17 protein-coding genes and 1 pseudogene are annotated in these 20,318 nt (G+C 72.3%); 5 read left to right on the forward strand and 13 right to left on the reverse strand.

All coding sequences use genetic code 11. From position 1 onward, the window contains the following. Positions 1-225: 225 nt before the first annotated feature. The 3 genes and pseudogenes from ACFYPD_RS03230 to ACFYPD_RS03240 all read right to left on the reverse strand — a co-directional run. On the reverse strand, positions 226-1,401 hold the full coding sequence (locus tag ACFYPD_RS03230; RefSeq protein ID WP_387108187.1) for an LPXTG cell wall anchor domain-containing protein: 1,176 nt from the start codon (positions 1,399-1,401) through the stop codon (positions 226-228). Between the two features lie 604 nt (positions 1,402-2,005). Beyond that, on the reverse strand, positions 2,006-2,395 hold the full coding sequence (locus tag ACFYPD_RS03235) for a hypothetical protein (RefSeq protein ID WP_387109222.1): 390 nt from the start codon (positions 2,393-2,395) through the stop codon (positions 2,006-2,008). Positions 2,396-2,569: 174 nt separating this feature from the next. Then, a pseudogene (locus ACFYPD_RS03240) lies at positions 2,570-2,800 on the reverse strand (hypothetical protein); the annotation flags it as partial. Between ACFYPD_RS03240 and ACFYPD_RS03245 the strand changes: the two are divergent. After that, a complete protein-coding gene (locus ACFYPD_RS03245; RefSeq protein WP_387108190.1) occupies positions 2,703-4,037 on the forward strand; it encodes a TrkH family potassium uptake protein in 1,335 nt (444 codons plus the stop codon). The pseudogene ACFYPD_RS03240 and the gene ACFYPD_RS03245 sit on opposite strands and share 98 nt — an antisense overlap. Next, positions 4,027-4,695 (forward strand): potassium channel family protein, encoded by a 669-nt coding sequence (locus tag ACFYPD_RS03250; RefSeq protein WP_387108192.1) that lies wholly within the window; start codon positions 4,027-4,029, stop codon positions 4,693-4,695. Before ACFYPD_RS03245 ends, ACFYPD_RS03250 begins: the two co-directional genes overlap by 11 nt. Before the next feature lie 50 nt (positions 4,696-4,745). Here the strand turns inward: ACFYPD_RS03250 and ACFYPD_RS03255 are convergent, their stop codons facing one another. The 7 genes from ACFYPD_RS03255 to ACFYPD_RS03285 all read right to left on the reverse strand — a co-directional run bounded on the left by ACFYPD_RS03255 (position 4,746) and on the right by ACFYPD_RS03285 (position 13,630). After that, complete coding sequence (locus ACFYPD_RS03255) at positions 4,746-6,392, reverse strand: serine/threonine-protein kinase (protein WP_387108195.1); 1,647 nt, start codon at positions 6,390-6,392, stop codon at positions 4,746-4,748. A gap of 71 nt (positions 6,393-6,463) precedes the next feature. Beyond that, on the reverse strand, positions 6,464-8,017 hold the full coding sequence (locus tag ACFYPD_RS03260) for a fused MFS/spermidine synthase (RefSeq protein ID WP_387108198.1): 1,554 nt from the start codon (positions 8,015-8,017) through the stop codon (positions 6,464-6,466). A 36-nt stretch (positions 8,018-8,053) separates the two neighbouring features. Then, positions 8,054-9,094 carry a coiled-coil domain-containing protein gene (locus ACFYPD_RS03265; RefSeq protein WP_387108200.1) on the reverse strand — a complete coding sequence of 347 codons (1,041 nt, stop codon included), beginning with the start codon at positions 9,092-9,094 and terminating at the stop codon, positions 8,054-8,056. A 192-nt stretch (positions 9,095-9,286) separates the two neighbouring features. Next, complete coding sequence (locus ACFYPD_RS03270) at positions 9,287-10,096, reverse strand: inositol monophosphatase family protein (protein WP_387108203.1); 810 nt, start codon at positions 10,094-10,096, stop codon at positions 9,287-9,289. Next, positions 10,089-10,541: a response regulator gene (locus ACFYPD_RS03275; protein ID WP_091262935.1), complete on the reverse strand. Its 453-nt coding sequence runs from the start codon at positions 10,539-10,541 to the stop codon at positions 10,089-10,091. Before ACFYPD_RS03275 ends, ACFYPD_RS03270 begins: the two co-directional genes overlap by 8 nt. Then, the gene (locus ACFYPD_RS03280) at positions 10,538-12,277 is read right to left on the reverse strand and encodes an ATP-binding protein (RefSeq protein ID WP_387108205.1); all 1,740 of its coding nucleotides are present in this window, start codon (positions 12,275-12,277) and stop codon (positions 10,538-10,540) included. The genes ACFYPD_RS03275 and ACFYPD_RS03280 overlap by 4 nt, the downstream gene beginning before the upstream one ends. Positions 12,278-12,391: 114 nt before the next feature. After that, on the reverse strand, positions 12,392-13,630 hold the full coding sequence (locus ACFYPD_RS03285) for a PP2C family protein-serine/threonine phosphatase (protein ID WP_387108207.1): 1,239 nt from the start codon (positions 13,628-13,630) through the stop codon (positions 12,392-12,394). A 269-nt stretch (positions 13,631-13,899) separates the two neighbouring features. On the opposite strand from ACFYPD_RS03285, the gene ACFYPD_RS03290 reads away from it, so the two are divergent. The 3 genes from ACFYPD_RS03290 (at position 13,900) to ACFYPD_RS03300 (ending at position 17,021) form a co-directional block, all read left to right on the forward strand. Further along, a complete protein-coding gene (locus ACFYPD_RS03290) occupies positions 13,900-16,323 on the forward strand; it encodes a M28 family peptidase (RefSeq protein ID WP_387108209.1) in 2,424 nt (807 codons plus the stop codon). A gap of 96 nt (positions 16,324-16,419) precedes the next feature. Beyond that, a complete protein-coding gene (locus tag ACFYPD_RS03295) occupies positions 16,420-16,647 on the forward strand; it encodes a hypothetical protein (RefSeq protein ID WP_387108211.1) in 228 nt (75 codons plus the stop codon). Beyond that, positions 16,644-17,021, forward strand: coding sequence for a dihydrofolate reductase family protein (locus ACFYPD_RS03300; protein ID WP_387108214.1), 378 nt, complete (start codon positions 16,644-16,646; stop codon positions 17,019-17,021). The genes ACFYPD_RS03295 and ACFYPD_RS03300 overlap by 4 nt, the downstream gene beginning before the upstream one ends. A 278-nt stretch (positions 17,022-17,299) precedes the next feature. Here ACFYPD_RS03300 and ACFYPD_RS03305 read toward each other — a convergent pair whose 3' ends face one another. The 3 genes from ACFYPD_RS03305 to ACFYPD_RS03315 form a co-directional block, all read right to left on the reverse strand. After that, complete coding sequence (locus ACFYPD_RS03305; RefSeq protein ID WP_387108217.1) at positions 17,300-17,773, reverse strand: FxLYD domain-containing protein; 474 nt, start codon at positions 17,771-17,773, stop codon at positions 17,300-17,302. A 234-nt stretch (positions 17,774-18,007) separates the two neighbouring features. Continuing rightward, entirely contained in the window at positions 18,008-19,177 is a 1,170-nt protein-coding gene (locus tag ACFYPD_RS03310) for a low temperature requirement protein A (RefSeq protein WP_387108219.1), read from the reverse strand. Positions 19,178-19,337: 160 nt separating this feature from the next. Then, positions 19,338-20,213, reverse strand: coding sequence for an alpha/beta fold hydrolase (locus ACFYPD_RS03315; RefSeq protein WP_387108221.1), 876 nt, complete (start codon positions 20,211-20,213; stop codon positions 19,338-19,340). Between the last annotated feature and the right edge of the window lie 105 nt (positions 20,214-20,318).

Consider the following 20,318-nt stretch of genomic DNA (forward strand, 5'->3'; position numbering starts at 1 on the left):
AAGTGACGTCACGCACGGGCTATGTGGCCGAAACACACAAGTAACCAGGGTGGGGTGGCCCGACGTTACAACCTCCTCCGGCCAGTGGAACGCCGCCCCGTGCGCGATGGCCGCCGGCACCACCGGGCGGGACGCCGCTGTGTCGCGCCCCGCCATCGAAGCCGCCCGAAACACGGAACGCTCCGGGCACCGCGTGCGGTGCCCGGAGCGCTTCGGAGCTACGGGTCAAACGTTGACGCGCATCCTCCGCCGCAGCCGGCTCAGGCCGACCAGGAGACCGCCGGCGGCCAGCAGGCCGCCACCCAGCGAGGCGGTCTGGACGGAACTTGTGCCGGTCACCGGCAGCTTGTCGTCCTTGCCCTTCTGCCAGTCCTCGCCGTCCTTGCCGCCCTGCCAGTCCTTGCCGTCCTTGCCGTCCTTGCCGTCCTTGTCGTCCTTGCGGTGGTCGTACTTGCCGTCCCGGATGCAGATGGTGACGGTGGCCGGGTCGGAGACCACGGTCCGGTAGCGATACCGCCCGGTGGCCCGGGCGGCGTTCACCACCTTGCCCTCCTTGACATCGCGCCAGTCGACCTCGTGGGGATGGACGGCGTGACAGTCCGTACTGGTGCGCGGGGCGAGCGTGGTGTTGTTGCAGACCACGTACCCGGCGCTCGGGTCGTCGACCGAGACGTCGGTGATCCTCACGGTTCCGGTGTTGGCGACCCGATAGGTGTAGAAGATCTTGTCGCCCTCGGCGGCGAAGCCGTCGTTCTCACACCGCTCGCGGCAGTCCGACTCGACCCGGGCCTTCTTGTCGATCGACAGGCTGACCTGCTGGTCTCCCGGGTATCCCGGATCGCCTGGGTGTCCCGGATCGCCTGGGTCCCCAGGATTCCCGGGATCCCCCGGGTCTCCCGGATCCCCCGGGTCGCCCGGATCCCCCGGATCCCCCGGGTCCTCGGAGGCGGCGCAGGTGTGGGCGAGCCCGAAGTTCTCGGCCGTCCCGGAGATCACCGCGGTGGCGCCGGTGAGCGTCCAGCCGGCCGGCAGCCGGATGAAGGCCCGGCTAACGCCCTCGAAGTCGACGATCTCACTGTTCGGCGTGCCGGGGATCGGACGCGTGACGGTGCCGCCGGACGTCCTGAAGGTCGTCGACAGCGACTGGAAGACGCCGCTGGTCTGCGGGTCGCCGGACAGGTCGAACACCCAGGTTTCCTCGTCCGGGAAGGGCCCGCCGCCCGGATAGCAGAACTGGGGCGCGTCCTCCGCCCTGGTCGGCACGTCGGCCGGATCGATGCGGATGGTCTGGGCGGCCAGGGCCGGCGTGCCGCCCAGCACCAGGGCGCCGGTCAGCAACCCGAAGGCGGCCAACCGCACTCCGATGTTCGCTCGCCTGCTCGGCGCAGAGGTCTTTCTCATGTACATCCCCCGTGTCGTGGATCCTTGACACGGGACGAAACGACCAGTAATAGGACATGTTACGCATAGCGGACATGAATCCCTCGGACGGTGGAAAGCTCTTCGATTCTCACCGAGGACGGGCTGGGCGTCCTCCGCCGACACCGTTGTGCCCAACCGGTCGACGTCGGCGAGAGAGCCGAGCGACCGGCAGACGGTGCGCTGTCGTTGCTGCACGACCGCGAGCTGATCACCGGTCAGCCGGGACGCGGCACCTACTTCGCCGAGCGCCCCGGGCAGTAACTCCCGAGCCGCTACGGACCTGATGTCGTGAACGACTCACCCTCGTCCGCGCCCGACTCAGCCGGCCGGGCCTGAGTCGTTTTCGACATCAGCTCGACAGGCACCCGCGAGGACACGGTCACGCTCACGTGTCACCGGCCCGTCCGATCCATCCACGTCATCAAGCTCCTAGCGGCCGACACCCACACCCCGGACCGTCGCAGCGACGAGCCGGCGCCCCCGTACCCCGGGAAAGCTCGTGGGGTGACCGGCCGCGGCCCGTCACCCCACGTCAGGGAAGGCGCCGCGCCGGGGCCCCGAGCCGCCCCGGCGCGGACGCCGGTCAGAGTCCCGCGCGCGCCGCCACGGCCGTGTCGGGCTGGTCGGCGAAGGCGCCGTCGAGGCCCAGGCCGTAGAAGAGCTCGTACTCGGCGGTGAGGTCGCCGCGGGCGTTCGGGTCGGCGCCGATCCAGAAGTCGGCCGGCAGGAACTGGTTCTCGGCGCGGAAGGTCCAGGCGTGCACCAGCAGCTTCACCCGGTGCGCGTCCCGGATCACCGAGGTGGGCGCGAGCAGCTTGCCGGCGGCACCCCGGGGCACGATCAGGTTCTTGTTGAGGCCGACGCCGTCGGCGTACCTCGCCACCCAGGCCAGGCCGGCGGCGGTGGCCAGGTCGGCGTAGCCGCGCGGGTCGCCGGCGGCGGTGAAGTCGTAGGGGGCGCCGGCGGCGTCCATGAGCTGTGGCGCGCAGCGTCCGCAGCTCGGCCAGGGTGAAGTCCTCGGTGAACCAGCCGGTGACCTTGACCCCGTCGATGGTCTTCGTCGCCTTGCGGGCGGCGAACTCGGGTGGGCGGCCACGTCCGTCGTACCAGAGGTCTCGTTCTCGTGCCGCGCGACCAGCACGCCGTCCTTCGTCGAGACCAGGTCCGGCTCGATGAAGTCGGCGCCCCGCCGGATGTCCAGCCGGTAGGACCGGTTCGGGTTGGCCGCCAGTTGGTCCGTTCCTGACCTGCCGGTGAATCTCCGGACGGAAGATGACCTGGTGCGCCGCCTGCTCCGGAACCCGGTACGGCTGGTGCCGTTCGGGTTCCTGGCGGTGATCCTGCTCGGCACCGGCCTGCTGATGCTGCCCTGGGCCACCAGCGAGAGCCGCTACACCCCGTTCGTGACGGCGCTGTTCACCTCGACCTCGGCGGTCTCGGTCACCGGCCTCGCCGTCAATGACACGCCGAACTACTGGAACGACTTCGGCCTGGTCATGATCACCGTGCTCACCCAGCTCGGCGGCCTGGGCATCCTGACCGTCGCGGCACTGGTGATCCTGGTGGTCTCCCGGCAGCTGGGGCTGCGCAACCGGCTGCTGGTGCAGGCCGAGACCGCCGAGTTCGGCCTCGGCGACATCCGCTGGCTGCTGATGCGGATCGTCGCCACGGTCTTCGTCACCGAGGCGGTGATGACCGCGGTGATCACCGGCCGGCTCTGGCTGGTCTACGACTACCCACCGGGGCGGGCGCTCTGGATCGCCGTCTTCCACGCGATCCAGGCCTTCAACAACGGCGGCTTCACCCTCTACTCGGACGGCCTGGTCGCCTTTTCCCGCGACCCCTGGGTCGGGCTGCCGCTGGGCCTCGGCGCGATCATCGGCGGGCTCGGCTTTCCGGCGCTGTTCGAGGCCGTCCGGGAGTGGCGCAGGCCGAGCCGCTGGGCGGTCGCCACCAAGCTGACCATCTGGGGCAGCGTCGCGCTGATCGGGCTGGGCTTCGGATTCCTGCTGCTCGCCGAGTGGACCAACCCGGGCACCATCGGCACCTACGACGCGGGCGGCAAGGTGCTGGCGTCGTTCACCCAGATCGCGCTGAGCCGCACCGGCGGCTTCGATGTGATCAACATCGACAAGCTCAGCGAGGAGAGCTATCCGCTCCTCATCGTGCTGATGTTCATCGGCGGGGGCAGCGCCAGCACCGCGGGCGGCATCAAGGTCTCCACGTTCTTCCTGCTCGGCTTCGTGATCTGGGCGGAGCTGCGCGGCGAGCCGGACGTGAACGTGGGCGGACGGCGGGTGGCTACGGCCAGCCAGCGCCAGGCGCTCACCGTGGCGCTGCTCAGCGTGGCGCTCGTCGTGGTCGGCACGATCCTGCTGATCGTGTTCACCGACAACCTGCTGAACTTCACCGCGGTCTTCGAGGTGACCTCCGCGTTCAGCACCACGGGGCTCTCCACCGGCCTGGCACCGGAGCTGTCGCAACCCGGCCAGTATGTGCTCATCGTGCTGATGTTCATCGGCCGGGTCGGACCGCTCACCCTCGGGTCCGCGATCGCGTTGAACACCCGGCGACACCTGTACCGATACCCGGAGGAGCAACCCATTGTCGGCTAGGAGGACGGACGACAACAGCGTCGTGGTGATCGGCCTGGGCCGGTTCGGCTCCCGGCTGGCCGGTTCGCTGCTGCAACTCGACCACGACGTGCTCGCCATCGACCACCAGCAGGAGCGGGTGCAGCGCTGGGCGTCCCGGCTGGACCGGGTGGTGCAGGCGGACACCACCGAGGAGAACGTGCTGCGCCAACTGGGGGTCGCGGACTTCCGCCGGGTGGTGGTGGCCATCGGCGCGTCGGTCGAGGCGAGCGTGCTCACCGTGCTGGCCCTGACCGAGCTGGGCATCCCGCAGATCTGGGCCCGGGCCACCTCGGAGAAGCACGCGAAGATCCTGCGCTCGGTGGGCGTGCACCACGTCATCTTCCCCGAGGCGGAGACCGGCGACCGGGTGGCGCACCTGATCGTCAGCCGGATGCTCGACTTCATGGAGTTCGGCGACGACTTCGCGATCGCCAAGGTCCGGGTGCCCGCGTCGCTGGTCGGCCGGTCGCTGCGCGAGCTGACCCCGATCGACCGGTACGGGGTGATGGTGGTCGGCGCGAAGCTCTCCGGGGAGCCGTTCCGCTACGCCGACCCGGACACCGTCCTCCAGCCGGACAGCGTGCTCATCGTGGAGGGCGCGATCGGTCGGGTGCAGCAGTTCGCCGCACTGGGCTGACCGTCACTTCTTCTTGCCCTTACCGCCGTGCCCACCCCCCTTCGGCTGCTCTACTTTCCTTTTCCCTTGCCACTCTCCTTGCCCTTGTCGGGCTTGGCCTTGCCGGAGGTCTGCCCGCCGCCGCTCTTCGCGGCGGCCTTCGCGGGCGCCTTTGCGGGCGCCTTCGCGGGTGCCTTCGCGGGCGGTTTGGCCGGCGGTTTGGCGGGCGCCGTGGTGGGCGGCGGTGCCGTGGTGGGCGCCGACCCGGCGACGCCGGACACCTGGACGACGCAGGTGCTCCCGCCGACCTTGAACTCCACCGGCAGCGGGTTGCCCCCGGTGTAGCTGCCCGTCAACGACACCTTCTTCGAGGCGCCCGGGGCCAGCGCGGCGTCGGTGGCCGGCGGCTGAAGCAGCACCGTGTTCCCCTGCTGGCGTACCGCCGGCTGCGCCGTGCCGACCGTCTGCTTGCCCGGGAAGGTGAAGCTCATGGTCCAGTCGCGCAGCTCGCGGGTGCCGGTGTTGGTGAGGGTCAGGTCCGCGGTGAAGTCCTTGCCGGAGTCGCGGCGCAACACGTAGTCGACGGCACACGGGGTCGGCTCGGGCAGCCCCATGCGGGCCTCGGTCGGCTCCACCCCACCGCTGGCCGAGCTCTTCGAGGTCACCCCCCACAGGGTCGCGGTGACCGCGATCAGGCCGGCGGCGGCCACCCCGGCCTCCACCTTGCGCCGACGGGCGGCGGCCCTGCGGGTCTTCGTGCGGATCGCCGAGAAGGGCAGCGCGTCGGTGGCCGTGGACCAGGGCAGGATGGTGGTGCCCGCGTTCTCCATGAGCGCCGGGTCGAACTGGCCGAGCGCCGGGGAGACCGGCACGATCGCCGCGATCCCGGCGGCCTCGGCGAGCGTACGGGCCACCTCGGCGGTGGCGGGGCGGTCCTCGGGGCGCTTCGCCAGGCAGCGCCGGACCAGCTCGGAGACATCGTCGGGGAGGCCCACCACCGGCGGCATCGGGTCCGGCTCGTTGTACATGTGGGCGCGAAGCATCTGGGTGGTGGTGCTGGCCTGCCAGGGCAGTCGGCCGGTGAGCATCCGGTAGAGCAGCAGGCCGACCGCGTAGACGTCGGTGGCCGGGGAGACCTGGCCGTTGTCCAGCCGCTCCGGAGCCAGGTACGCGGGCGTGCCGAGCAGCGCGCCGTCCGGGCCCTTCTCGCTCTCCCCCACCAGCGCGGAGATGCCGAAGTCGACGACCTTCACCCCGGTCGGGGTGAGCATGACGTTGCCGGGGGTGACGTCCCGGTGCACCACGCCCCGGGCGTGCGCGGCGGCCAGCGCGGACGCCACCTCCGCGCCGATCGTCACCGCCTCCCGCCAGGGCAGCTGCCCGCCCCGCCCGAGCCGGCTGCTCAACGGCCCGCCGTCGACCAGCTCCATCACCACGTACGGGACGGTCAGCCCGACCTGCACGGACTCCCCGTAGTCGTACACGTTGGTGATGTTGGGGTGGCAGAGCCGGGCGGCGGCCTGCGCCTCGATCCGGATCCGGTGCCGGAACGCCTTGTCACTGGCCAGCCGCGAGGCCAGCACCTTGATCGCCACCTGCCGGCCCAGCACCTCATCGTAGCCGCGCCAGACGACCGACATGCCCCCCGCGCCGAGCTGCTCGACCAGCCGGTACCGCTCGCCGAGCAGCTGCGCGCCGTTCTTGACCGCTGCACCCATGGTCGGTCAAGTTGCCCGAGGTTCGCCCTCGTACACCTGACGGGTCGAAATCGGTCAGCGAAGTCACCCGATCAGGCGGTCGCGAGGAGCTGGTCCACCGGCGCGTAGTCGTCGGTGAGCACCAGCGCGTCCCCGACGAACGCGGTCACCTTCGCCCCGTCCAGCAGCTTCGCCGGCTCCGGGAGCAGCCGCAGCCGCGCCGGGACGCCGGCCAGCGGCAGCGGCGCGTCCGAGGCCACGATGAGGAAGTTCGCGCCGTGCTGCCCGGCGATCGCGCCGGGCGGGGCGATCAGCGCGACGTTGCGGAACTCGGCCGCGACGGTGGCCAGCTCGGCCCGGATGAACCGGTCCGGCGGGTAGTCGATGACGTTCTGCACGTAGATCCCGTCCGGCCGGAGCACCCGGCGGATGTCGGCGGCCATCTCCCGGGTGGCGAGGTGCCAGGGCACCACCAGGTGACCGAAGGCGTCGCCGACGATGAAGTCCCGGCTGTCGGTGGGCTCGGCGCCGAGCAGCACCCGCGCGTCCCCCACCCGGGCGCGCAGCTGCGGGCCGGTCCGCACGCCCAGCTCCCGCCGGTCCAGGTCGACCAGGCCGCCGTCGATCTCGAAGACCAGATTGTCGCTGCCCGGCCGGGTCGCGGCCAGGTAGCGCGGCATGGTGAAGCCGCCGCCGCCCAGGTGCAGCGCGTCCATCCGCTGCTGCGCCGGCCGCGCCAGGTCCGCGACCAGGCCGATCCACTGGGTGTACGCGTACTTCAGGTGCGTCGGGTCGGCCAGGTCCACGTAGGAGTGCTCGGCGGAGTTGAGGTAGAGCGTCCGACCCTGGGCCCGCTGCCCGTCCACCTCGACCCGGGCGCAGTGGTAGGCGGTCTCCACGTCGCACGGGTTCGGGGCGACCGCGGACAGGCCGGACGCGGCCAGGCCGAGCACCGCCAGGGCGGCCTTGGCCCGGGCCGGACCGGGCATCGCCGCCCCCGCCCCCCGGCGCAGGTACGCCCCGAGCACCAGCCCGGTCACCCCCAGCACACCGGCCAGCGCCAGCACGATCACCGTGCTGGGCAGCGCCGCCACCAGCACGAAGCCGGTGGCCAGGGTGGCGGTGATGCCGCCCAGGGTGCCGATGCCGGAGAGCCGGCCCACCACCTGTCCGGTGCGGCGCAGGTCGGCGAGCTGCAGCTTCACCACCAGCGGGGTGACCCCGGCCAGCAACGCCGCCGGCAGCAGCACCGCCAGCGCGGTCAGCAGCAGCACCGCGCTCGCCGCGCCGCCGCGCAGCGCCTCACCGGCGTACCGGACGACCGGCAGGGTGACCGCGGTGGCGATGCCGGCCAGCACCAAGGCCGGGGCGAGCAGGGTGCGCGGGTCCCGCCGGTCGGCCAGCCAACCACCCATCCACGCCCCGTAGGCGATGGCGGCCAGGGCCATGCCGATCACCGAGCTGGTCACCTGGAGGGTCACCCCGACATACGGGCCGACCAGGCGGAGCGAGACCGTCTCCAGCACCAGCACCGCACCGCTGGAGAGGAAGACCAGGAACGCGGCGAGCCCGTTCGGCAGGGCCCGGGGCGGGATCGGCGCGCTCGGCGCCGGCTCCGCGACGACGTCGGACGATGTGCTGCTCACCGTGGCGATGCTACGCAGCGTCCCCGGCGGAAGAGGTCAATACATCGAGATGTGAACATGGTTTGTGTGGTCCGCGGCGGGACTGCCGCCCCCGCTGTACGCCCGCCACCCGGTGTTCGGCATCCAGATCTGCCGGTACCAGATGACGTACATGATGCCGAGCCGGCTGGCGTTGTTCTTGGCCCAGTTGGCGAGGCTGTCCCCGTACGACTTGTCACCGCCGGTGGCGGAGACGTCCTCGAAGCCGCCTGTGGCGGCGGCGAAGTCGCAGGCCCGGCCCTTCGGGTGCTCGCCACCCCCACCGCTGCGGTGGCAGGAGACGTAACGCTTGTAGCCGGCCGCCTTGGCCTGCTGGAGCATGTGCAGGGTGCGCGGGGTGATGCAGCCGTCGGCCGGCGTCGGGTCGTTCACCGAGCAGGACTCCGACGGCCACGAGCCGTCCGAGTTGCGGGGCGCCGGCTTGGCCGACGACGAGGTGCCGCCGAAGCCGGAGCCGGAGCCGGAGCTGACCTTGGCGAGCGCCACCTCGGCGTCCCGCTTCTTCTTGGCCAGCACGGCGAGCTGCTTCTGCTGCTCCCGCACCTCGGTGTCGATGGCCACCTTGGCCTCGGCGGCCTGGGCCTTCGCCTCGTTGAGGTCGTGCAGGCGCTTGCTGTCCCGCTGGGCCATCACGTCCAGCTCGGCCGCCCGCTTGAGGAAGGCGTCCGGGTCGGAGCTGGCCAGCAGCATCGACACCGGGGTCAACCTGCCCAGCCGGTAGGACTGCGCGGCCACCTCGCCGACCTGCGCGGTCAGCTCGACCAGGCGTGCCTCGACCTGCTTGAGCTGGCTGGTCAGCGCGACCTGCCGGCGCTTGGAGTTGTCGAGCCGGTTCTTGGCCTCGATGTGGCCCTTCGCCGCCGCCTCCAGGGCCTCGCGGAGCTGCTTGCTGCCGCCCTCGTCGGGGGCGTTCGGGGTGGGTGCGGCGGCGGCCGCCCCGGCGGGGGCCAGACCGGCGCCGAGCAGCAGGGCCGTCGCGGCGAGCAGGGCGAGCAGCGACCGGCGGACTGGCCGGCGGGTGAGCCTGGTCCTGGGCACGTGAGGGTCCTTCCGTCGACCGCCGGCCCCCGAGTCGACCTTGCGCGGCGGCGGCTCCACCGGCGCCGGGCGGCGGCCTGCTGGCGGAAACCGCCGGTCACGATACCGGACCGCAGGCTGCCCGCCACGCCCCCGACTTCGGACGACGCCGATCGTCGACGGAGCGTGCCGGGGCCGTCGCGGACCGCTCGCTCAGCCGCCCAGCAGGGCGGCCCGGACCTCTTCCCAACTCTCCTCGCTGGCCGTGACCAGCAGGCCCTTGCCCTCGTCGGCCGGGTGGTAGTCGGTGCCGTCGAAGCGGCGGGCCACCCCGCCGGCCTCCCGGACCAGCAGCGTGCCGGGGACATGGTCCCAGGGCAGGGTGCGCCAGAAGAGCACGAACTGCTGCGCGCCGGTGAGCATGTCCAGGTATTCCCGGCCGGCGCAGTGCTGGCCGGGCAGCAGCTCGCCGAGCCGCTCGCCGCCCGCCTCCACGCTCCGCCGGAGGTCCGGGGGCAGGAAGCGGGTCATCGCCGTGCCGCGCAGCGCACCGACCTCGGGCTCCCGCCCCGCGGTGCGCACCGGCGTGCCGTCCAGCCAGGTGCCGTCGCCCACCCGGCAGGTGGCCAGCGTGCCGTCCAGCGGGTCGTAGACCCAGGAGGCGACCGGCACCCCGTCGGTCAGCAGCGCCACCATCAGGGCGAAGGGGCGTCGGCCGGCGGCGAAGTTGGAGGTGCCGTCCACCGGGTCGACCAGCCAGACGTCACCGGCGCCGCGCAGGTGCCGCAGCAGGGACGGGTCGTCCGCGACCGCCTCCTCACCGACCACCACCGAGCCGGGGCGCAGCCGCCGCAGCCCGGCGGAGATCAGCGCCTCGGCCTTCCGGTCGGCGACGGTGACCACCTCGCCGGGAGCCTTCTCGGAGATGTCGGAGTCGTCGAGGCGGCGGAACAGCGGCACTACGATGTCGGCCGCGGCCTCCCGCAGCAGCGCGCCGACCTCCTCCAGCAGCGGGTCAGCCACGCGGCGGCAGCTTGACCACGCTGACGAAGAACTCGTCGATCTGGCGGACCACCGAGATGAAGCGCTCGAAGTCCACCGGCTTGGTCACGTAGGCGTTGGCGTGCAGCTGGTAGCTGCGCAGGATGTCCTCGTCGGCCTGGGAGGTGGTGAGCACCACGACCGGGATCCGGCAGAGCTGCTCGTCCTTCTTGATCTCCTCCAGCACCTCCCGGCCGTCCCGGCGGGGCAGGTTCAGGTCGAGCAGGATCAGGTCGGGGGTCACGGCGTCCCCGTACTGGCCCTCGCGGCGCAGGTAGGCCAGCGCCTCGGCGCCGTCCGAGACGACCGTCAGGCGGTTGCGGAGCTTGTGCTCCTCGAACGCCTCCTGGGTCATCAGCACGTCGCCCGGGTCGTCCTCGACGAGCAGGACCTCGATCGGGCTCTTGCCGTCCGCCGGCGCGGTCATCCCACCGTCTCCTTCATGCCACCCGTCTCAGTGTCTCGGGCCGCCCCCTCGGGCGTCTCTTCCCGGGTCGTGCCGTCCGGCTGCCGGGCCACGCTCACCGCGGCGTCCTCGGCGCCGTCCCCGGTCGCCGCCCCGTCCCCGGTCGACTCCTCGACCCCGGCCGGCTCCGCCGCCCGCGCCGCCGCGACGTCCTCGGGCAGGGCGGGGAGCGTGAACCGGATCGTGGTGCCCTCCGGGCTGTCGGTGTCCACCCAGACCCGGCCACCGTGGTATTCCGCGATCTTCTTGACGATGGCCAGCCCGATGCCGGTGCCCGGGTAGGCGTCCTTGGAGTGCAGCCGCTGGAAGATGACGAAGATCTTGTCGGCGAACTCCGGCTCGATCCCGATGCCGTTGTCCCGGCAGCTGATCTCCCACTCGTCGTCGACCAGCCGGGCCGAGACGTGCACCTTCGGGGGCACATCGGGGCGGCGGAACTTGATCGAGTTGCTGACGAGGTTGGCCAGCAGGTTGGTCAGCAGCGGCTCCTCGCCGCGGATCACCGGCAGCCGGTCCCAGGTCAGCTCGGCGTCGGCGTACTGCCGGGCCGCCTCGGTCTGCCCGGCCACGTCGCCCATCACCTTGTTGAGGTCGACCTCGGTGAAACCGGTGGTGAGCCGGCCGATCCGGGAGAACGCGAGCAGGTCGTTGATCAGCCGCTGCATCCGCTGCGCGCCGTCGACCGCGAACGCGATGTACTGGTCGGCCCGCTCGTCGAGCTGACCCGCGTAGCGCCGCTGGAGGAGCTGGCAGAAGCTGGCGACCTTGCGCAGCGGCTCCTGCAGGTCGTGCGAGGCGACGTACGCGAACTGCTCCAGGTCACGGTTGGACCGGGTGAGCTCCTCGGCCTGCTTCTGGAGCTGGCTGTTGACCCACTCGATGCGCTCGCGCGCCTCGCGTACCTCGTCCAGTTCCCGGGCGATCTTCTGCCGCATGAGGTCGATGTCGTCGGCGAGCAGGCGGAACTCCGGCGGGCCGGACCCCTCGATGTGGTGCCGGTAGTCGCCCGAGGCGACCTCGCGTACCTGACCGACGAGGCCGGCCAGCGGCCGGATCAGGATCCGGTCCAGCGAGAGCAGCAGCACCGCGCCGGCCACCGCCACCACCAGCGCCGCGATGATCAGGAGCACCACCAGCACGTTGCTGGTCGCGTTGACCTTGTCGGCGGTCTCCTGCCGGACCTCCAGGATCTCGCCCTGGAGGGCGTCCACCGCCGACCGGATGCTGTCGAACTGCCGCCGGGTCTGGTCGGTGATCAGCGCCTGGCCGGCGGACGGGCCGCTGCGCTCGGTGGTGCTGATCACCGGCTCGGCGACGGCGGCCCGCCACTGCGCCGCCCGCTGCTCGACGACACCCACCTCGCGCAGCACGTCCGGGTAGTCGACGGCCAGCTTCCGCATCTGCGCGACGGTGTCCTGCTCCCGCCGCAGACCCTCCTGGTAGGGCGTCAGGTCGTTGCGGTCGGCGTTCACCGCGTAGCCGCGGACAGCGGTCTCCTGGTCGAGCAGGGCACTCATCAGCTCCTGCGCCTTGACCCGCAACGGGCTGGTCTTGAGCAGCACCGCGTCGATGTTCTGCCGGTTCTTGGCGGCGAGGGTCGCCTCGGCCGCGGCCAGCCCGAGCAGCAGCACCAGCACCACGCCGAGCAGCGCGACGACCCGCCGCCGCAGGGTCCACCCCTGCTGGTACGCCTTCACAGCACAGTCTCCGTTCGCGACTGCGGGGCTCGCAGAAGCGGCTCACTCCTCGCGCTCACCGAACAGTCTCCGTTCGCGACTGCGGGGCTCGCAGAAGCGGCTCACTCCTCGCGCTCACCGGCCACCGCCGCGGGTGACCAGCAGCATGGCGACGTCGTCGGCGAGCGGGCCGCCGTTGAGCTGCTCGGCCCGGCCGACCAGCCAGGCGGGCAGCTCGGCCAGGGACACCGCGCGGTTGGCGGGGTCGGCGAGCAGGTCGGTCAGCCCCGGCACGTCCAGCCGGTCGTCACCGGTGTCCACCCGGCCCTCGATGAGGCCGTCGGTGTACATCAGCAGGGACCAGTCATCGGTGTCGAACTCCAGATCGAAGGCAACGGGTCGGCGCGGCCGTACGCCCAGCAGCAGACCGCCCCGGGCCGGCACCGGGGCGACCTTACCCCCGCTGAGCAGCAGCGGCGGTGGATGGCCGGCGAGTCGCACGGTGGCCCGGTTGGCCGCCAGGTCGAGCCGGGCGGTGGCCACCGTGGCGAAGATCTCCTGGAGCCGGCGCTCGCTCATCAGCACCTGCTCCAGCGCGGGCAGCACCTCGTCGTCCGGCACCCCGGCCAGGACCAGGGCCCGCCAGGCCACCCGCAGCTCGACGCCGAGGGCGGCCTCGTCCACACCGTGGCCGCAGACGTCGCCGACGATCAGGTCGATCCGGTCCGGCCGGGTCTGCACCACGTCATAGAAGTCACCCCCGATCAGGGCGGCATGCCGGCCCGGGCGGTAGAAGGTGTGCACCGCCACCTGGTCGGTGGTCATCAGCGGCTGGGGCAGCAGGCCGCGCTCCAGCCGGGCCGACTCGGCCTGGCGCAGCTCCACCTCGCGCAGCCGGCGGGCGTTCTCGTCGGCCCGCTTGCGCTCCACCGCGTAGCGCAGCGCCCGGGTCAGCAGGACCCCGTCGACCTGTCCCTTGACCAGGTAGTCCTGCGCGCCCTCGGCGACCGCGACGATGCCCAGGTGCTCGTCGGAGCGGCCGGTGAGCACGCAGACCGCCGCCCCGCTGGCCATCTCCAGCACCTGGCGCAGCCCGTCCAGGCCCTGCGCGTCGGGCAGGCCCAGGTCGAGCAGGACGCAGTCGACCCCCATCACCCGCTGCCGGGCCTCGCTGAGACTGGTGGCGACCAGCAGGTCGATCATGGAGTTGGTCTCGGCGAGCAGCTCGCCGACCAGGAAGGCGTCACCCTCGTCGTCCTCGACCAGCAGAACCCGCAGCCGCTCGCCGGGCGGCACCCGGCCGTAGTGCCCGAGCCCGGCCTGCGGCACGACGGGGACGCCCGGCAGACCGGTCCCCCGGTGCGGCCGGGTCACCGCCGCGAGACGCGGGAGTTCGCTGGTGATGTCGGGGCTCCTTCCGAATGCGCTGCTGATCCTGTCTCAGACAACGGTCGCACACAACACGACCGGAGTCGGCGCGGGCGGGGCGAGCGGATCCACCCGACGAACAGCGGCACGGCTGACGCCCGATGTTACGCCGCGACCGGGCTCCGGCCGGGAGCGCACCGACCGGTGGGAGTGCCGCCGCAGGCCGCGGGGGTGCAGGATGATGCCCACCCCTGAAGCACCCCGAGGAGCCACCTGTGGGCGTACCCCCCACCCGCCCCGCCGACCGCGCGCCGGCCCGGCCGGGCCCGCCTCCCACCCGGCCGGCCGACCGGGCGCTGGCCCGGCCGCGGCGGCGGCTGCCCGCCGCGCTGGCCGCGCTCGCCGCGCTGCTCGCCGTCGGCGCCGGTGTCCTGGTCGACCTGGGCACCCCGGCGCCCCGCCCCGAAGACGCCCCCGCGGACGCGTTCAGCGCCGAGCGGGCGTACCAGCAGGTCAAGGTCATCGCGGCGCGGCCGCACGTGGCCGGAAGCGCCGCCAACGACCAGGTCCGGGAGCACGTCGTGGGCGTGCTGCGCGGGCTGGGCCTGGAGACCGAGGTGCAGGACACCGTGGCCCCGGAGGCCGGGCAGCTCAGCGGGGCGGCCGGCGGCGCGACCCTGGCCCGGGTCCGCAACGTGGTGGCCCGGCTGCCCGGCACCGACTCCACCGGGCGGGTCTTCCTGGTGGCCCACTACGACTCGGTGCAGTCCGGGCCGGGTGGCAACGACGACGCCGCCGGCACGTCCACCATCCTGGAGGTGGCCCGGGCGCTGGCCGCCGGCCCGCGCCCCCGCAACGACGTGGTCCTGGTGCTCACCGACGCCGAGGAGGCGTGCCTGTGCGGGGCCGCCGGCTTCGCCGCCGACCACCCGCTGGCCGCCGACGGCGGCGTGGTGCTCAACCTGGAGGCGCGCGGCTCCACCGGCCCGGTGATCATGTTCGAGACGTCCCGGAACAACGCGAAGCTGGTGGAGGCCTTCGGCCGGGCCGCCCCGCACCCGGTGGGCACCTCGTTCGCCGTGGAGATCTACCGGGCGCTGCCCAACGACACCGACTTCACCGCCTTCCTCGACCACCGGTTCGTCGGGCTGAACTCGGCGTACATCGACGGTGGCGCCGTCTACCACACCCCGCTCGACGTGCCGGCGGCGATGAACCGGGGCAGCCTCCAGATGCACGGCGACAACGCGCTCGGCCTGGCCCGCGAGTTCGGCCGGACCGACCTGCGGGACCTGCGCTCCGGCCACGACGACACCTACTTCCCGGTGCCGGGCGGGCTGGTCCGCTACCCCGGCTGGCTGACCCTGCCGCTGGCGCTGGCCGCCCTGCTCGCGGTCGGCGCGCTCGGCTGGCTGCTGCGCCGGCGCGGCCGGGCCACCACCGGGCGGCTCGCGGCCGGCGTCGGGCTGGCCCTCGTGCCGGTCGTCGCCGCCCCGCTGGGCGCCTGGCTGCTCTGGACCGCGGTCACCACCGTCCGTCCCGGCTACGCCGAACTGCTCGACCCGTACCGCCCGGTCTGGTACCGGCTCGCCGTGGTGGCGCTCGCCGCCGCGATCCTGTTCGCCTGGTACGCGCTGATCCGCCGCGCGGCCGGCCCGGCCGCCCTGGCCTTCGGCGGCCTGGTCTGGCTGGCCCTGTTCGGGGTGCTCCTCGCCGTGCTGGTGCCCGGTGGCGCGTACCTGACGACCCTGCCCGCCCTGGCCGGCGCGCTGGCCGGCCTGGCGGCGCTGGCCACCCGCCGGGACGGCCCCTGGCCGGTGGTCGCCGTGACCCTGGCCGGCGCCGTGGCCGTGGTGATCCTGCTGCCCACCGTGGTGCTGCTCTTCCCGGCGCTCGGCATGGGGATGGGTGGCGTGGCGGCGCTCTTCGCGGTGCTGCTCGGCCTGGCCGCGCTCCCCGTGGTCGACCTGCTGCACCCGCAGGCCGGCGGCCAGCGCGGCCTGCTCGCGCTCCGGGCCCGCCGGCTCGGCGCGCTGCCCGCCGGCGCCGCCGCGCTCGCCGCCGTGGTGCTCGCCGGGGTCGGCCTGGCCGTGGACCGCTTCGACGCCGCGCACCCCGTGCCGACCCACCTGATGTACGCCCTCGACGCCGGCACCGGCACGGCGCGGTGGCTCAGCCACGAGGAGGACCCGCAGCCCTGGACCGGCGGCTACGTCGACGGCAAGGTCGACGTCTCCGACGAGTTCCCGGGCCTCGGCGACGGCGAGCTGCGGGCCGGGGCGGCGCCGGTGGCGAACCTGCCCGCCCCGAAGCTGGAGACGCTCTCCGACACCCGCTCGGGCGACCAGCGGGTGCTGCGGGTGCGGGTGCTGCCCCAGCGGCCGGTCCGCCTGCTCTCCCTGCACGTGGACACGTCCACCGCCGAGGTGCGGTCGGCGACCGTGGCCGGGCGGGACGTGCCGGTCAAGGCGCGCGACGGCCGGTGGGGCTTCGGCGTCGTCTTCCACGCCCCGCCGCCGGAGGGCGTCGAGGTCACCCTGACCCTGGTGCCGAAGGCGGGACAGGTGAACCTGCGGGCGATGGACGCCAGCGACGGGCTGAGCAGGCTGCCCGGGTTCCGGGCCCGGCCGACGGACGTCGGGGTGGTCGGCTCGCACAGCTCCGAGATGCTGGCGGTGGCCCGCACCTATCCCCTCTAGCGGCCGCGGAAATTCCTTGGGACGGATGTCGAGGGGAGGTGCCCCAGCTTCTACTCCCGGGTGAAGGACACGCAGACGACCCCGAGGAGCAGCACGATGACGAAGGTGACTACCGGAGCCACCATGTCGCTGGACGGCTACATCGCCGACGCGTCCCACGGTGGGTTCGAACACCTCTTCCTGTGGTACGGCAACGGCGACGTGGAGACACCGACGGCCAACCCCGACATGACCTTCCGTACGTCGGCGGCGAGTGCGGAACACATTCGCGCGCTGACCGAGCGGACCGGGGCGCTGGTGTCGGCCGGCGGCTGTTCGACATGACGAACGGCTGGGGCGGCCGGCACCCGATGGACGTACCGGTGGTCGTGGTCACGCACCACGTGCCGGAGGGCTGGGACCGGGAGGGCGACTCGTTCGTGTTCGTGACCGACGGGATCGAGGCCGCGATCGACCGGGCGAAGGCTCTCGCCGGCGACAAGGAGGTCGGCGTCAACGGCGGCACCATCGCGACCCAGGCCCTGGCGGTCGGCCTGCTCGACGAGGTGCACGTCGACCTCGTCCCGGTCCTGCTGGGCGACGGCATCCCGTTCTTCGCCGGCCTGGAGATCGCCCCCGTCCAGTTGGAGGGGCCCACCAGGGTGGTCCAGGGCAACGGGGTCACCCACCTCGCCTACCGGGTCCGCAAGCAGGGCTGACTGTGAGCATGGCGGGGTCGGTTCAGCAATGGTGAGCTGATAGCTGGCAGCAGCGGGTGTGACTCCAGGTCTGACTGCGCACCCCCACCTGCCGACCGCCCCCGCGCCCAGGGCAAGACCGACCGCGAGATCGGACGCTGCCGTAAGCGCTTCATCGCCCGAGAGCTCTACCGACGCCTGAACCCCCACCACAACCACTTGACCCGGCAGAGGAGCGCCGCCGCCGGTGGCGACCCGTGTGACCCCCGGGGGATCGCCCGGGGGCCACAGTCAGCGGGTCAGGAGACCTTGTCGATCTTGCAGGTGACGTCGCCGGTCACCTTCTGGCTCAGGACGACCATGCCCTGCTCGACGGCCTTCTGGCCGGGCCGCACGTCGGAGACGATGGCGGTGGTGTTGCCCACCCGGGTGCCCTTGGCGTCGAGCACGAACACGTCGACGAGGTACGTGTTCTGGTCCTTGCTGGTGTTGTTCACCTCGACGTCGAACTTCACGTTCGCCAGGAACTCGTCGCCGGCCGACTCGGCCTCGCAGGACTTGAGCTCGACGTGCCCGGCCTTCGCCTCCTGGCCCTTGCTGACGTCGCTGGCCGCCTTGCCGACCAGGGCGGTGCACGCCACGAAGCCGCCGCCGCAGAGCAGGACGGCCAGGCCGGCGATGATGAGGAAGACCTTCAGCCCGGTCGACATCCCCTTCTTCGGCGGGGGCACGGGGGCGTGCCCGGGCGGCGGGGGCGGGGTCGGCTGCGACATTCGTTGTGCCTTTCCATGGACGATCGTGAGCCTCCGGCGGGCTTTGCCCGGCCGGAGGCTCACCTGTGCTTGTTTCCGCAGGTCATGGCGACGCCCCCCGGGGGAAGCGACCCGGGCAGAGAGTGTCACAGCGGACGCCTCTACAAGATCAACCACCTCGGTGCTTGCAGCCGGACAATCAGTTACCTCGGGCAACTGGTTGGGCGACGGAGCCAGCCACTCGGCTGAGCATGATCAACCGGGACGTCGCCGCAGCACGGGGCGGGTGGACCGCCCACGCATGACGTCGCCGGTCACCACCCCCGCCAGCATCAGCACGACGAGGGAGGTGACCAGCACCGGCGGCCAGCCGCCCACCCACGGCATCGCGGCCACGAGGATCAGCAGCCCGAACACCCGGTGCCACGGGAGGGCGCCGATGATCCGGTAGGTGAACAGGAGGCGCCCGAGCAGGAAGAGTGCGGGCCCGCCGAGGAGCAGAGCGATCCACCGCCCCGGCGTTTCGCCGGTGGGCCGTCCCACGACCAGGTCGAACCCGGCGGCGGTACAGACGACGCCGGCCAGCATGACCAGGTGGGTGTACGGCGCCAGCCGGGTCGCCCGCCGGAGCAGTCGCGGCGCGGTGGTCCGCACGATGGAGCCGGCCCCCAGGACATAGATCTGCCAGAGCAGCAGCATGGCGGCGAAGGCGCTGAGGAAGGCGGCCCACCGGGCGCGGGTGAAGTCGGCGGCGCTGATCTCCAGCGTCGGCACCAGGATGACGTCGCCGAGCGCCAGGATGACGAACTGCTGATAGCGCTCACCCAGGTGCTCGGTGGTCTTCTCGTACTGTCCGACGGGCACCCGGCCGAGTCCGGGCATCGGGTAGCGCGCCGCGGCCGAGACGTAGTCGATGACCACCGCCACGGCCCAGAGCGTCCACTGCGGCCCCGCCAGCGCCCCACCGATCCAGAAGACGCCGGAGACCAGGAACCAGAAGAGGAAGCGCGCGGCCCGCCCCTCGGCCTGATGGCGGTGCCGGTGCAGCACGCTCACCAGCACCGCACCTCGTACGAGGTGCGGGACCACGTAGCCCACGGCGAAGATCAGGGCGTGCGAGTCGGCGGCCACCGCCGCCGCCATCACCACGGCACCCAGCGCGGTCACCATCAGGATGGCCTGGATCGGCCGCTGGTCCGGGTCGTAGAAGTCGGTGGTGGTCGAGGTGACCGACCAGGTCCACCAGATCGCCATCAGCATGATCACGACCGGCGCTACGCCGTTCCACGAGCCCCGCTGCGCGATCAGCATCGAGACCAACGCCAGGGCCGCCACGAAGACGACGTCGAAGAGCAGCTCCAGCAGGGTCGCCCGGGTCGACCCGTTCGGCCGGCGCACCAGCTCGCTGCTGCCTCCGGTCGTCATGCCCGGCCTCCCGCCGCCCGTCGACGCCAGGTCGCGGGCGACGCTGCGTCCCCGAGGATTATCGGCCCCGCCTCGGCGGCGCGTCCCCGGATCGGCATTCCCGGCCCGCTCACGAGCAACACGCCGAGCGCGTCTTCCGTCCGTGCTCGCCGACCTGCCTCTACCTCAGGAACTCCAGGAGCTGCTGTGTGGTCTGCTCGGGGGCCTCTTCCGGAATGAAGTGCCCGACCGGGACGGGTCCGCCCCGCACGTCGTCCGCCCATTCCCTCCATATCCCGAGCGGGTCGTCGTAGAGCTTCGCGACCTGACCCCGCTGACTCCAGAGGAACAGCACCGGGCACTTGATCTTCCGGTTTCCCCGGTCCGCCTCGTCCTGCTGGTAGTCCAGCGTCGCCGCCGCGCGGAACTCCTCGCAGATCGCGTGGACCGTGGCGGGGTCGGTGAACTGCTTGACGTACGCTGCCCGCACCTCGGCGGGGAACGCATCCTTCACTTCAGGCCAGGTGTCGAGCATGAAATCGACGAGCACGGCGGGTGCCGCGTCGATGAACCGCTCAGGCACCGGCGCCGGCGCCGCCAGGAAGGACCAGACCCAGTAGGACAGGCTGAAGGTCCTGTCGGCACGGTGGTAGACGTCGCCGATGGGAACGACGTCCATGACGGCCAGCCGAGTGACAACGTCCGGTTCATCGAGCGCAAGACGGTAGGCGCAACGGGCCCCGCGATCGTGGCCCACGAGGCGGAACTGCTCATGGCCCAGACTCCGCATGACCTCGATCTGGTCGCGGGCGACGGCTCGCATGCTGTACGGCTCGTGATCGGCGCCGCTCGGCGGCTTGCCGCTGTCGCCCCAGCCCCGCATGTCGGTGACGACCACCGTGTAGTTCTCGGCAAGCTGCGGCGCTACGCGATGCCACATGAGGTGCGTCTCGGGAATGCCGTGCAGGAGCAGAACAGGAGGCCCGTTTCCGCCGCGGCGTCCGTGGATCGTCGCACCGGTCGTGGGAATGTCGAATTCTTCGAACCCGTCGAACACAGGCGGAACCCTCCGCAACTCGTTCAGGACCGCCCACCGTCACAGCTGGACGAACTCCTCCGCGCAGCTTCCCCGGCCGCGGTTCGACGCTAGCAGCGGGGAAGG

Source organism: Micromonospora sp. NPDC005299, from assembly GCF_042872345.1.
GTDB lineage: Bacteria > Actinomycetota > Actinomycetes > Mycobacteriales > Micromonosporaceae > Micromonospora.